11 protein-coding genes are annotated in these 12,900 nt (G+C 42.5%); 8 read left to right on the top strand and 3 right to left on the bottom strand.

All coding sequences use genetic code 11. The annotated features are described in order from the left end of the window. The first annotated feature begins 31 nt into the window (after positions 1-31). From murC to HWQ40_RS14090, 4 genes are all read left to right on the top strand, one after another. Positions 32-1,495 carry a UDP-N-acetylmuramate--L-alanine ligase gene (gene murC / locus HWQ40_RS14105; RefSeq protein WP_292778707.1) on the top strand — a complete coding sequence of 488 codons (1,464 nt, stop codon included), beginning with the start codon at positions 32-34 and terminating at the stop codon, positions 1,493-1,495. 124 nt (positions 1,496-1,619) lie between these two features. Then, positions 1,620-2,618 carry a UDP-N-acetylmuramate dehydrogenase gene (gene murB, locus HWQ40_RS14100; RefSeq protein ID WP_292778705.1) on the top strand — a complete coding sequence of 333 codons (999 nt, stop codon included), beginning with the start codon at positions 1,620-1,622 and terminating at the stop codon, positions 2,616-2,618. A 312-nt stretch (positions 2,619-2,930) separates the two neighbouring features. Next, positions 2,931-3,278 carry a YbaB/EbfC family nucleoid-associated protein gene (locus HWQ40_RS14095; protein ID WP_099100025.1) on the top strand — a complete coding sequence of 116 codons (348 nt, stop codon included), beginning with the start codon at positions 2,931-2,933 and terminating at the stop codon, positions 3,276-3,278. Between the two features lie 83 nt (positions 3,279-3,361). Continuing rightward, positions 3,362-3,841, top strand: coding sequence for a low molecular weight protein-tyrosine-phosphatase (locus HWQ40_RS14090; RefSeq protein ID WP_292778703.1), 480 nt, complete (start codon positions 3,362-3,364; stop codon positions 3,839-3,841). Between the two features lie 70 nt (positions 3,842-3,911). On the opposite strand, the gene HWQ40_RS14085 is transcribed toward HWQ40_RS14090, so the two are convergent. Next, a complete protein-coding gene (locus HWQ40_RS14085; protein WP_292778701.1) occupies positions 3,912-4,595 on the bottom strand; it encodes a response regulator transcription factor in 684 nt (227 codons plus the stop codon). A 790-nt stretch (positions 4,596-5,385) separates the two neighbouring features. On the opposite strand from HWQ40_RS14085, the gene smpB reads away from it, so the two are divergent. Both smpB and HWQ40_RS14075 read left to right on the top strand, forming a co-directional pair. Further along, positions 5,386-5,853 carry an SsrA-binding protein SmpB gene (gene smpB, locus HWQ40_RS14080; RefSeq protein ID WP_094349892.1) on the top strand — a complete coding sequence of 156 codons (468 nt, stop codon included), beginning with the start codon at positions 5,386-5,388 and terminating at the stop codon, positions 5,851-5,853. 190 nt (positions 5,854-6,043) lie between these two features. After that, a complete protein-coding gene (locus tag HWQ40_RS14075) occupies positions 6,044-6,331 on the top strand; it encodes a WGxxGxxG family protein (protein ID WP_292778699.1) in 288 nt (95 codons plus the stop codon). 62 nt (positions 6,332-6,393) lie between these two features. Here HWQ40_RS14075 and HWQ40_RS14070 read toward each other — a convergent pair whose 3' ends face one another. Next, a complete protein-coding gene (locus tag HWQ40_RS14070) occupies positions 6,394-7,812 on the bottom strand; it encodes an IctB family putative bicarbonate transporter (protein WP_292778697.1) in 1,419 nt (472 codons plus the stop codon). A 459-nt stretch (positions 7,813-8,271) separates the two neighbouring features. Beyond that, a complete protein-coding gene (locus HWQ40_RS14065) occupies positions 8,272-9,825 on the bottom strand; it encodes a GAF domain-containing sensor histidine kinase (RefSeq protein ID WP_292778748.1) in 1,554 nt (517 codons plus the stop codon). A 740-nt stretch (positions 9,826-10,565) separates the two neighbouring features. Between HWQ40_RS14065 and HWQ40_RS14060 the strand changes: the two genes are divergently transcribed. Together HWQ40_RS14060 and crtB are read left to right on the top strand one after the other, a co-directional pair. Further along, positions 10,566-11,759: a DegT/DnrJ/EryC1/StrS aminotransferase family protein gene (locus tag HWQ40_RS14060; protein WP_292778695.1), complete on the top strand. Its 1,194-nt coding sequence runs from the start codon at positions 10,566-10,568 to the stop codon at positions 11,757-11,759. 183 nt (positions 11,760-11,942) lie between these two features. Beyond that, the gene (crtB, locus tag HWQ40_RS14055) at positions 11,943-12,836 is read left to right on the top strand and encodes a cyanoexosortase B (protein WP_292778693.1); all 894 of its coding nucleotides are present in this window, start codon (positions 11,943-11,945) and stop codon (positions 12,834-12,836) included. Positions 12,837-12,900 lie beyond the last annotated feature (64 nt).

Here is a 12,900-nt window from a genome sequence, read left to right as displayed (position 1 = left end):
ATGGTGTGGTGTGGTGTAAGAGGAGCAATAAATGACTAATTCTGTAGATTTTAGTGGTAGACCATTTCATTTTATTGGCATCGGTGGCATAGGTATGTCTGCTCTGGCATACGTTCTTGCAAAGCGTCAATTTCCAGTATCAGGTTCGGATCTTCGTCCTAACCACATTACGCACAAGTTGGAATCTATCGGTGCTCATATTTTTGGTAAACAAGAGGCAAGCAATCTCGAATTCTTTCACCCTCAGGTATTGGCTAATCCAGTAGTATTAAATTCACCAGAACAATTACCTGCTGATACTAAGTCAAAACTGCCTCAAGTCATTTGTTCAACAGCAATTAACACTAATAATTTAGAATACAAAGCAGCGCTGGAATTAGGTTGTCCAGTTTTACATCGTTCAGATGTACTAGCAGCTTTAATTGCCGATTACTACAGTATTGCAGTGGCAGGAACACACGGCAAAACTACAACCAGTAGTATGATTGGCTATATGCTTCTGGAAGCAGGTCTAGACCCAACGATTTTAGTCGGTGGCGAAGTCAATGCTTGGGAAGGTAATGCTCGATTGGGACAAAGCCAATATTTGGTAGCCGAAGCAGATGAATCAGATGGTTCTCTGGTAAAACACGCTCCCGAAATTGGTATCATCACCAATATTGAACTCGATCACCCTGACCACTACGATACATTAGAAGAAGTCATTGACACCTTCCAGACATTTGCTAAGGGTTGTAAAACGTTAATAGGTAGCATTGACTGTGCGACAGTGCGCGATCGCTTGCAACCCACAATCAGCTACAGCTTACACTCAGATACCGACGCTGATTACACCGTCACTAATATTGATTATCGTGCTGATGGTACTACGGCTTTGGTTTGGGAAAGAGGCAAAGCTTTGGGCGTGTTGACGTTGCGTTTGCTCAGTCGGCACAATCTCAGCAATGCCCTAGCTGCAGTAGCTGTTGGTCGTGCTTTGGGCTTAGAATTTGGAGCAATTGCCAAAGGTATCGCCACCTTTGAAGGAGCAAGACGACGCTTTGAGTTCCGAGGTGAAGTCAATGGCATTACCTTCATTGATGACTATGCTCATCACCCTAGCGAGATTCGCGTTACTCTCGCCGCAGCCCGGTTACAGGCAAGACCAGGGCAAAGAGTGGTTGCCATCTTCCAACCCCATCGCTATAGTCGTACACTGACCTTTTTAGAAGAATTTGCCGAGTCATTTACCCATGCTGATTTGGTCGTGCTGACTGATATTTACAGTGCAGGCGAACCTAATTTAGGGCAAATTAGTGGTGAACGTCTAACGGCGGAAATTGCTAAACAGCATTCGCAGGTAGTTTATCAACCAACTTTACCCGCAGTGTGTGAGTACTTGCTACAAACACTACGCCCAGGAGACTTGGCGCTGTTTTTGGGGGCTGGAAACTTAAACCAGGTGATTCCTGAAGTAATTACGGCACTTTGTGAGCCGGCTAAAGCCACATCCTAAGTGGAGACTTTGCAAAGTTTTATTTCCGAGCAAAGCGCCCCTATAGCAACGGTTTCATCTGTGAATTCGATTACCGTATCTTTGCGGTAAATTAATGTAAAAATTTTACCAAAACAAAGTAAAGATGACCATTTCCCAGGCAGCTGGAAACGTCTGCACAGTTTCTGCTTTGAATACAAAGAAACACCAAACAGCTAATTCGGTGGACAGTGAAGTAATCTACTTACCCAGTACTGATTGTGCGATCAAGTCCCAGGCTTCTTTGTCAGCGTTTACTTCCTATAGAGTTGGGGGAGCAGCTGATTTATACGTTGCCCCCCGAAACTTAGAAGCACTGCAAGCAAGTCTTAAATACGCAAAAGAACGTAATTTAAAAGTGACAACACTGGGAGCAGGTTCTAATTTGCTGGTGAGTGATGGTGGTATATCAGGCTTAGTCATTGCTACTCGTCATCTCCGCTTCAACCACTTTGACCCCCAAACCGGTCAATTAACCGTTGCTGCGGGAGAATCAATTCCTAGCTTGGCATGGGCGGCAGCAGAATTAGGGTGGCAAGGATTGGAGTGGGCTGTTGGTATCCCCGGAACAGCCGGAGGGGCCGTGGTGATGAATGCAGGGGCACATAATAGTTGTATCGCAGATATGTTAGTTAGTGCCCAGGTACTTTCACCCGATGGTACGCTGGAAACTCTTACCCCAGAACAGTTAGGTTATAGCTATCGGACTTCATTATTGCAAGGTGGCGATCGCATAGTCACCCAAGCCACTTTACAACTCGCGCCAGGTGCAGACCCAGCAAAAGTTGTGGCGATCACCAAAGAACATAAAAAGCATCGCTTAAGCACTCAACCATACAACTTTCCCAGTTGTGGCAGTGTGTTTCGCAATCCCAAACCTTACAGTGCTGGCTGGTTAATTGAACAAACGGGTCTGAAAGGATACCAAATTGGTGGCGCACAAGTAGCACTACTCCATGCTAATTTTATCGTTAACCGTGGCGGGGCAAAAGCTAGTGATATCTTCTGTCTCATTCGCCACATCCAACATCAAGTACAACAACGTTGGTCTATTAATTTAGAGCCAGAAGTCAAAATGCTCGGAGAGTTTCAAGGTGCTTGTTGAAATTTCAATTCAAGCAGTAGGGGGAGCAGTTGCAGTAAGTCTTTCCCCTTTGCACCTCTGCCTCTTGTGTCCAATGCCCTTCAGAAGTGCTGAGTGCTGAGTGAGTGCTAAGTTGTGAATCTCACTTATTTACTCGGAACTCGGAACGGGCTAAACCCTAGCTTTCCGCTAACAGAACTGTTTTGCCCCATACCCCATGCCCCATGCCCCATTTTATGAAGCATTAATTATTGGTAAAAAAAGAGGCAAATTGCTTACCGCATCTATAATTGAATTTGATTTGTTATTCAACGCACACGCGTACAAATAATTATGACAGGAAAAGGACAGGGATTCGGCTTTGGCTTAGGAAAAATGAAAGAATTAGCCGAAGCTTTTAAGAAAGCACAGCAAGTTCAAGAAGGCGCAAAGCGACTCCAAGAAGAATTGGAGCAAATGGAGATCCAAGGAGAATCTGGCGGTGGTCTGGTGAAGGTGATTGTCAGTGGAAACCAAGAACCCAAGCGGGTGGAAATTTCTCCAGATGCTTTAGCAGAAGGTGCAGAAGTACTTTCCGATCTCGTGACAGTGGCAATGAAAGAAGCCTACAACAAGTCCACAGCAACAATGCGGGAACGTATGGAAGAATTAACCAGTGGGTTGGAGTTACCTGGATTTTAGTCATTGGTCATTAGTCATTGGTCATTAGTCATTGGACAAAGGACAAATGACAAATGACTATTGACTATTGACAAAGTATATCTATGCCTTACAAGTTGCTATTTGTCTGCTTAGGTAACATCTGCCGATCGCCCTCGGCAGAAAACATCATGAATCATCTAATTGAGCAGGCTGGCTTGAGCGAACACATCCTTTGTGACTCTGCTGGTACATCTAGTTATCACATTGGTAGCCCACCTGACAGACGCATGAGTGCTGCGGCTGCTACAAAGTTAGGAATTAAACTGCGTGGTCGAGCACGCCAGTTTCAAAAGTCAGACTTTCAAGACTTTGATTTGATTTTGGCTATGGATCGAGAAAATTATGAGAACATCCTCACTCTTGATCGCACTGAGCAATATCAGCATAAAGTGCGTTTGATGTGCGAGTTTTGTTCTCGACACACTCTAAAGGAAGTTCCAGATCCCTATTACGGTGGTCAAGAGGGATTTAATCAGGTTATTGATTTACTGATCGATGCTTGTGAAGGTCTGCTCACAAAAGTTAAAAGTGAAGAGTTATGAGTTAGGAGTTAGGAGTTTTAATTCCTCACTCCTATACAGACGCGATTAATCGCGTCTCTCCTCCTAACTTTTATTCCACTAAACCATGCTTCATCGCAAAACGGACTAATTCTGCGCGGTTGCTGGTTGAGGTTTTTCTCAATAAACTGCTAACGTACTTTTCCACGGTTCTAGGACTCAGGTGTAGCTGATGACCCATTTCGGCATTAGAAAGACCATGAGTCAATAACTCTAAGACTTCCTGTTCTCTATGAGTTAGGGCTGAGTGCAGATGGGATTTCTGAGTTTGAGTCGACAGAGAATTATGGGCATCCTCCGCTTTTGTCAAGTCGGAAATGCCCAAACTGTCTTTATGAGAAAAACGATATTCTGATTGGATAATTTGCGATCGCTCCAAAAGATTGCGGATTGCTGCTGCTAACTCTTCCAGTTCAAAAGGCTTGGGTAAATATAAATCGCACCCAGACTGGTAGCCCAGAATTCTTTCTTGGGTCTTAATGCGTGCCGTTAATAAAATTACAGGCAATAAACGAAACACTGGTTGTTGACGCACTCGGCGCACCAGTTCATAGCCATTCATCTGTGGCATAACAATATCCGTGACAATCAAATCAGGATGATACTCATCCACCATAAACAAAGCCTCTTGACCGTCATTAGCCGTGATCACTGAGTAGCCAGACAGTTCAAGATAGTCGCTAACAGACAGACGAGTGCCCAAATCATCATCCACTACAAGGATCGTCAAGGGCATGGATAATACACCCCTAGCATTTTTTTACTCAGAAATTTGCTTCTATGTACTCCGTTAGTGAACACAGACAATAATAGTGTTCTTATGTTTCATACTATGACAGGATTACCAGCTAATGACTGCTCTCAGGGTTTATTTATAAAGAAAATCTTAAATCATTAGGAAGGTTAACGAAGTGTAACCACCTTAGACTCCCTGTGCTTAGGAGGGATAGAGAGCTTTGTAATTTGTAACAACTCATCATCATTAGCGTCATACCAATTCTTTGTCAGGACTTATGCAAAAAGGGAGTGAAAATCTTGATTTTCTGTAAGGGCAATTTATGTAAACGCAAAGAAGCAAGTTACGCGGAGTCTTTCGTAGAGAAGCGTCTTCCCACAGGGTATTGCCCCTACTTGATGTGTAATACCATTTCTTTGTGAGGCTGCGCCAAATTTTCTTTCTTGCTTTGTGTCCAACTCTTACAAGACGCTGCGCGAATGCGCCCTTTGCGGTTCGTTCCTTATATAATTTGGCGCATCTTTATACAGAATTGGTATAAGTCCTATTTGTGAAACTGCACAAAATCAGGCTTGCTGAGACAAGTTGCTCAAGCAACTTGTTCTATGAAACCTTAGAGGTAATCGGTATCAGATAACTTAAAGTTGCCAGAAAACCTTAATTGTGAACTTAGAAAAGCTAAATTAGTGATATACAGTTCACCATTTATAGCGGTTCTAAGATACACCCTATAATTTACAAGCCAATCCAAATAATTTTTTAGGTACATTTAAAGCACACAAAATTATCAATGAGCGACAAGAACGAAGGTTACAAAGTTATTTGCGACAACCGTCAAGCCCGTTATTTGTATGAAATTCTAGAAACTTACGAAGCTGGAATTGAGTTGACAGGAACAGAGGTGAAGTCGATTCGTGCGGGTAAAGTCAATCTCCAAGATGGCTATGCTTTGCTTCGCAATGGCGAAGCATGGTTGATCAATGTGCATATCTCGCCTTACAACGCTAGTGGACAATATTTTAATCATGAACCACGGCGTACACGCAAGCTACTATTGCATCGTCAAGAACTCCGTAAGCTAATTGGCAAAGTCGAACAGCAGGGTTTAACTTTAATCCCTTTGAAAATGTATCTCAAACGAGGCTGGCTAAAAGTGAGTATAGCCCTTGGCAAAGGTAAAAAGCTCCACGATAAACGAGAAGACCTGAAACGACGCCAAGACCAGCGTGACATTCAACGGGCAATGAAAAGTTATTGAGGATTCAGTGTTGCTAAACTACCACAGCAAGAATGAGAAACAGACTGCTGTGAAAACCATGTTGTATGTCTACAGCGTGAGTTATGAAAATGCCTAGTTTATAGCCGCAGATTGATTTTGTTAAGGTTGAGAACCGATACAGTGGTGAGTGACTTCGGATAGCATCAGGAACTAGGAACTTTTACAACTTATGAAAAGTAATTTCATTACAGCTGTTGGCGCTGGCGTTCTCAGCTTGAGTATGGGAATTTTACCTTTAACTCTATCTGCACAAGCTCAGACAACTAATGACTCCGGAGCCACTACTACCACTACTGCTCCAACAACGACCACTGACGATCGCAACGATTTTGATTGGGGTTGGCTAGGATTGCTTGGTTTATTCGGTCTAGCTGGGTTGACTGGCAAAAAGCGCGCTAACGAACCTGTAGCTTATCGCGACCCTAATGCCCCAAGTGCTACTACCTACAGAGATTAGACTATTCAAAATTCAGAAGTTGTCAGTTGTTTGGTAAGAAAACAACTGACGACTTATTTATATTAGTTTGTTGCTGGTTCTAAGTTAGTTGAATTTGTCTGGTTCTGAGCTAAAGGTGTCCAGTAACTAGCAATTAAGGCAACGATGAGCCACCAGAGGGTATTGACTTCAGGACGATACCAGACAGTATCTACGGTACCGTGAGCTAGCATACCCAACAAAATAGCGATCGCTCCGATTAACCAAAATCCCTCTACACTTCTAATTTGTCGCAATCGTCGCACTTGCAAAAGTGCCGTATTAAATGTGACAATTAGTAGCCAGAGAAAGCAGGTTAAACCAACAAAGCCAGTTTCTACAGTCACTTCAAACAATATCGAATAGGCGCTTAAAGCAGTGTAACGAGGGCGTTGATAGAGGGGATAAACTTTATTAAAAGAGTTGTGACCAGGCCCAATGCCGAAAATCGGGCGATCGCGAATCATTTCAAAAACAGCATCCCACACATTTCGGCGAAAATTATTACTGCTATCCTTACGGTCGGCAAAAATACTGAACACTCGCAGCCGCACTGGCTCTACAAATATCACTGCTAGCACCAATACGCCGATCAAACCTCCTAAAACAATCGGTATTGACCAAGTACGCCAAAAACGAGGCATTTCCACGCTTTTCCAATAAACTAGCAATGCCATCACAGCTAAAACTGCCACCACTAGTCCAATCCAACCACCACGACTAAAAGTCAGAATCAGGCAAGAACTATTGACAATTAGCATCGTTAATGCAAGGGCTTTCTTAGGCCAGCTTTGCCATGCAAAAATTGCCACTAAGCTAAAAATTACCGCTGGTAATAGGTATCCAGCCAATAAGTTTGGATTGCCTAAATAACTGTAGACTCTTGTAGTCTTAGACATAGGAGATTCTGGATCAACCCAAGTTGCCAGTGCTGTGGCTCCAAAAAACCATTGCCGCAACCCGTATACACTAACAATTAACGATACGTGCAGATAAAGGATGATAATCCAAGAACGGAGGCGAGACGACCTTAATACCCTGGCACAAAGGGTAAATAGTAGCAAATACAAGGTCAACGTTCCCAAGTCGTTAAGTGCCGCCTTTTTCACTGGTGATAATGCTGTTGCGACTGCGGCAACTCCCCAATACAGCAGTACCAGCAAGTGAATGGGAGTGACTGACGAGACATTTGCTGGTGTTACTTCATCAGATATAGTCAACAACAGCCAAAATCCGACACAAGCCACCAGCAAAAAACCCACCAACGTACTGGAAGCAAAAGGTGCTAGAGCATATATTAAGCTGAGTAAAGCCGCTGCGATCGCATCTCCCCACTGGAGCAAGACGCTAGTTTGCCGCCAAGAACTTAGCAACCCCACCAGAGAGCGGTGTACATAACTGGTAGCAAGATATTCTTTGAGCGGTAAAGTTGATAGAGTAAATCGTTGCCAGACTAAATTCATAAAAAACATTGCGATCAATTAGCCTGCCGACGCAGAACTTGGAATTGATCATAATGCCTATAGCTATAAAAAGGTAATAACAGAAATTGCACATCGCGTGATGGCGCTCTTATTCCTAGCCATCAGCCAATAGGAAGTTAAGATAGTTCTTCATATACTTAGTACAGCTTTAGGACTCATATCTGATTTCTGAACAAGATTTCAGATCAAACCCTGATAAAACAGGCTTTTGAGTCTCAGTATGTTTTCAACAATCAAATCGGAGTCCTATTGACGTAAAATGGTGGCGAATTGAGGGTTGAAATTTAAAGGTATAGGTAAGCGCAGAAGCACACAGAGAATTTGCTACGAACTAATAAAATATAGATAGAAAATACGTCTTTCCCAATCTCCAATACTTCGGCTCCCTTCGACTGCGCTCAGGGCAAGTCGCTCAGTACAAGTCCCCAATCCCCACGATTAGACATCGCTAATTGCTTGTGAGGAAGTCGCTAGTTGCAGTGGCAAAGAAAGCACATAACGATATCCTGATTCTGGTGAACCTTGAATCAAAATATGTCCACCATGCAATTCTGCCAGTTGACAACTTAGTAATAGACCTAAGCTTTCACGAGAAAAGGTTCCATGTAATTTAGCTAAATTTATACCTGAACTAGTAGCAAAGAAATTTGAGTGGGAATCACTCAAGTTTTTGGAATTTTCCACTGCTACTGATGAAGTATCTAGTTGTTCTTGTCTTTCTGTATGAGTATTGTAAGTTGCTACCTCACCTGTAAGCTCCAGCAGCGACAAAGAATTGAGACGGAAGTAAGGATCGACCTCTGTTATGCCATCCCCTAACCAGGGATGGGAAACCCAAATAGTAATGTTGAGCGTATCTTCTTTGTAAGAAACATGAATACGAACAATGCTACCTGTAGCCGAAAGTTGAATCACACTGAAAACCAGATGATAAAGCATTTGTCGCACCTTGTCTTTATCTAAAGGCCAAATGCGATTGCGTCCCGGTTCTATAGACAGGCGAATATCTTGCTCACGGCGATTAGCTACTTCTTCTAGGGTATTGATAGCTTGTTGGCATAACATTTCAATATCCACAGGAGCTAGATTTAGCACAGTTGAGTTTTCATCCATAGCTCCTAGTTCGGTAATTTCGTTTACTAGGGAAAGTAAGTAGCGACCACTGTGTTGGATAATTTCCAAATATTCTCTCTGCTTAGTCGTCAAAGGCCCATAAATCTCACGTCCTAAAACACTAGCCATACCGAGTACAGATGTTAAGGGCGTGCGTAACTCCTGAGTTAGCTGACTCAAAAGTTCTAGCTTCAGTTGCTTAGTAGAAACAGAATCGCTATCTTGAGTGGATGCAGTGATTTTAATCTCAGTGTTACGTTCCTCATTAAGTGAAAATATCGGAACGTTCTTGAGAGTACTTGATTCGAGTTTCCCTTGCAGGAGTCGGTTACGTTCAAATTCACTCATGCTCCAACGAGCAATGATTTGTAAAAACTCAATGTCTCGGGTTGTAAAATTGCGCGGGACTAAATCCATCACCGCTAATGCACCTAAACAATGTCCATCAGCATCAATTAATGGCGCTCCTAAGTAAGCACGAATACCATAATCTTGCACTAACTTGCTGCCAGCAAGTACTGGATCAGTAAGTTTATGCGTATCATTAATTACAAATACTTGAAAGCTCTCTACTACCTGAGTGCAAAATGATTCCCGGCGTAGTAGTTGGCGGCTTTGTGCCAAATGATTCATTAGTCCCAGTCTAGATAAGCCTACTGCCGATTTGAACCAATGGCGTTCCTGATCCACAAATCCCAATATGGAAATTGGTGCTTCCAAAAAGTGGGCAGCAGTCTGTGTGGCTTCTTCAAAAACCGGAATTGTTTCTGGTTGCCGCAAACCTAAATCGGACAAAGCTTTGAGGCGTTGCTGTTCTCTTGATTCATGAGAATCCCAACCATCCTTTAGGGCAAATAATTTGTTTTCAGGCTCTATCATTGCCACTGCTACCTTAATAATTTCTTGATCGTGTAATTGATCCAAGTCCTATTTCTAGGTTATCAATTGCTATTTTTAAGCATTCCCTAATTTTGCCTCTGACAAACAAATTTAGGGCAAAAATTTTTTCTCCCTTCCATTAAGCCAAGATGTGCTGTCTGGTAGTTACTAGTTACTGGTGCTGAATGTTCTTTATTTAGCACTGATGTAGTCTTTATTGCTTGAGATTTTACAATCAGACTGCGTTAGATTTGGATTCAGCCAGGGTAAGCTAATGCTAAGGATACAATACAAAGGGGCTGTCATTGTTTATGTATATAAGGGAAAATTTTTACTGGAACATTCAAAGTAAATTTACTTAAAAAAATAGATGTTAGTGTAATTAAATATAGACATTTTACTGATAACAGCTAGCACCCAGAGATGATAATCCTAGTGCAGGATGACCTAAATAGACCAACCATATCCCTACGGATTAGCAAGCTACCAAATTATTGAAAAGCTCAGTTTCTGAACTTTTTGAATTTTGAGAGAAGTTGGAGTGGCGGCTTCAGAGAAGTCTGATGGCAACTTTGGGCGCTCAAATTAAGATGGCGTGATTTTGAATTACCCATAAGCGACTAAATAGTTGATCTAAGTCTTTATCCAATAGATTAAATTTATTACAATTTTACGCTGAAAATTGTACGAGGTTTTCTATTTTTTCCATGTGAGGAAACATTTTTTGAGGACAACTGGTAATGAATAAAATGACTATTAGAGTTCCTTTTGTAGACCTGAAGTTACAACATGAACCAATTCAAACGCAGTTGCAAGATGCAATCCAATCTGTATTGGAACAGGGAGATTTTATTTTAGGGCAAGCACTCTCAGATTTTGAAGCAGCATTTGCCGCAGTATCTGGTACAGCTTATGGAGTTGGTGTGGCATCAGGAACAGATGCGATCGCTCTGGGATTACAAGCGTGTAATATTGGTACTGGCGATGAAGTGATTTTACCTGCAAATACTTTTATCGCCACCTTAATTGGGGTGCTACGTGCTGGCGCCAAGCCCATTTTGGTAGATTGCGATCGCCAAACTGCTTTAATTGATTTAAGAGAAGCAGCAAAGGCAATTACGCCTCAAACCAAAGCAATCATCCCTGTGCATCTCTATGGTCAGATGGTATCACCACGCGATCTAGTAAACTTTGCCGATACCTACAAACTCCTAATTTTTGAAGATGCCGCCCAAGCACATCTCGCCCAAAGAGACGGATATTACGCTGGTTCAATAGGAATAGCAGCAGCTTTTAGTTTCTATCCCAGCAAAAATTTGGGAGCATTTGGGGATGGGGGAATGCTGCTGACACGAGATTCAGATGTAGCCCAGAAGATGGTGCGCTTGCGAAATTATGGTGCATCGCAAAAGTATTTTCATACTGAACCAGGTACGAATAGCCGCTTGGATACTTTACAAGCAGCAATTTTGCACAAAAAACTCCCATATTTGCCCCAGTGGAATCGCGATCGCCTGACTATTGCCCAGCAGTATGATAATGAACTAGCGCCCTTGGCAAGTGCCGGGATTATCCCTATAGAAAATCAAAGTGATACAGGACACGTTTATCATCTTTATGTGATTAAAGTAGATGATTCTTGCCCAATAGAACGCCAGCAACTCCAGGAAAAACTCACAGCGGCGGGAATTCAAACTGGTATTCACTACCCAATTCCTTGTCATCTTCAGCCAGCATTCACTAACTTAGGCTATCAACCGGGAGATTTTCCCCAAGCAGAAAAGTTGTCAAAGCAAATATTATCATTACCGATGTATCCTGGTTTGAGTAGTAGCCAAGTTAAAGAAGTTGTAGCAGCGATCGCCAATGCAGTCTCAACAAGTTATAAGGCAGATAACCTATCTCCTGCTGACCTTGGCAGCGTAGTAGCTTGAAGTTAATTCATCCCTAATCTGCCTCTAAATTGTTAGGACTGTCATTTGTCCTTTGTTTAAAACTAATGACCAATACAACTCTTGGAGAGGCTGCACTTGTCTACGAGACGCTGCGCGAACGACTACGCTCAGTACAAGCGACTAATGACAATGACCAATGACCAATGACTAATACTGAAAATCATGGCACTCCAGCAACAGGTTAAAAATATAAACGCATCAGGCTTGTTAAATCTAGCTATTTTAGGCGTTTTGCTGCTGCTTTATGCTCCGATATTGCTACACTGGTTGGATGGTTGGCTGCACAAAAATATCAGTACAGAACACGAATATTTCAGCCACGGGATTATTGGTCTACCATTTGCGGCTTATCTGGGCTGGATGAACCGGAAAAAGTGGAGACGTTTACCAGATACCATTAATCCTTTGGGCGCTGTTTTATTGTTATTAGGGGCAATTTTTTATCTTAGCGGTGTTACAGAGTGGGTTAACCTTTCCTTGCCCGTTATATTAGTAGGATTATGCTTGTGGTTTAAGGGAATAGCAGGTTTGCAATTACAAGGATTCCCTCTACTACTAGTATTTTTAGCAACCCCAACAGCATTACCCTATCTCATTGCTCCCTATACCATGCCTCTGCAAAGCTTCATCGCTGGCACAGCAGGTTTCATACTGAATCAATTTGGTATGGAAGTAACCGTAGATGAGATAAATCTTTACGTGGGAGGACGGATTGTAGAAGTTGCTCCCTATTGTGCAGGGCTGAAAATGTTGTTTACTACTGTCTACGTGGGCTTGATGCTGCTTTATTGGACAGATGCTTTGTCTTCACGGCGGACAACTATATCGTTTTTATCTCTTGCTGCGATCGTTAGTATTAGTGCCAATATCATTCGTAATACTTTACTGACTTTCTTTCACGGTACGGGTCAAGAAGCGGCTTTTAAATGGCTGCATGAAGGTTGGGGTGGCGATCTTTACTCTGCTTGTATGCTGGTGTCACTAGTGCCCTTACTAAATTGGATTAATACCTATTTTTCAGCATCTCTAGAAACTGAGCAAGAGGCAGAAAGTTAGAACCATTGGGCATTGGGCATGGGGCATTGGTTATTCTCTTTATCCCCCTCATCTCCCTCATTTC

The sequence above is a fragment of the Nostoc sp. NMS9 genome (assembly GCF_017114995.1).
Taxonomy (GTDB): domain Bacteria; phylum Cyanobacteriota; class Cyanobacteriia; order Cyanobacteriales; family Nostocaceae; genus Nostoc.
Note: the sequence above shows the minus strand (reverse complement) of the source record. Positions and strands in the feature narration are given on the sequence as shown.

Excerpts from the sequence above, each read along its gene's own strand:
- murC (WP_292778707.1), top strand. The coding sequence starts at position 32 with ATGACTAATTCTGTAGATTTTAGTGGTAGACCATTTCATTTTATTGGC.
- murB (WP_292778705.1), top strand. The coding sequence starts at position 1,620 with ATGACCATTTCCCAGGCAGCTGGAAACGTCTGCACAGTTTCTGCTTTG.
- HWQ40_RS14095 (WP_099100025.1), top strand. The coding sequence starts at position 2,931 with ATGACAGGAAAAGGACAGGGATTCGGCTTTGGCTTAGGAAAAATGAAA.
- HWQ40_RS14090 (WP_292778703.1), top strand. The coding sequence starts at position 3,362 with ATGCCTTACAAGTTGCTATTTGTCTGCTTAGGTAACATCTGCCGATCG.
- HWQ40_RS14085 (WP_292778701.1), bottom strand. The coding sequence starts at position 4,595 with ATGCCCTTGACGATCCTTGTAGTGGATGATGATTTGGGCACTCGTCTG.
- smpB (WP_094349892.1), top strand. The coding sequence starts at position 5,386 with ATGAGCGACAAGAACGAAGGTTACAAAGTTATTTGCGACAACCGTCAA.
- HWQ40_RS14075 (WP_292778699.1), top strand. The coding sequence starts at position 6,044 with ATGAAAAGTAATTTCATTACAGCTGTTGGCGCTGGCGTTCTCAGCTTG.
- HWQ40_RS14070 (WP_292778697.1), bottom strand. The coding sequence starts at position 7,812 with ATGAATTTAGTCTGGCAACGATTTACTCTATCAACTTTACCGCTCAAA.
- HWQ40_RS14065 (WP_292778748.1), bottom strand. The coding sequence starts at position 9,825 with ATGATAGAGCCTGAAAACAAATTATTTGCCCTAAAGGATGGTTGGGAT.
- HWQ40_RS14060 (WP_292778695.1), top strand. The coding sequence starts at position 10,566 with ATGAATAAAATGACTATTAGAGTTCCTTTTGTAGACCTGAAGTTACAA.
- crtB (WP_292778693.1), top strand. The coding sequence starts at position 11,943 with ATGGCACTCCAGCAACAGGTTAAAAATATAAACGCATCAGGCTTGTTA.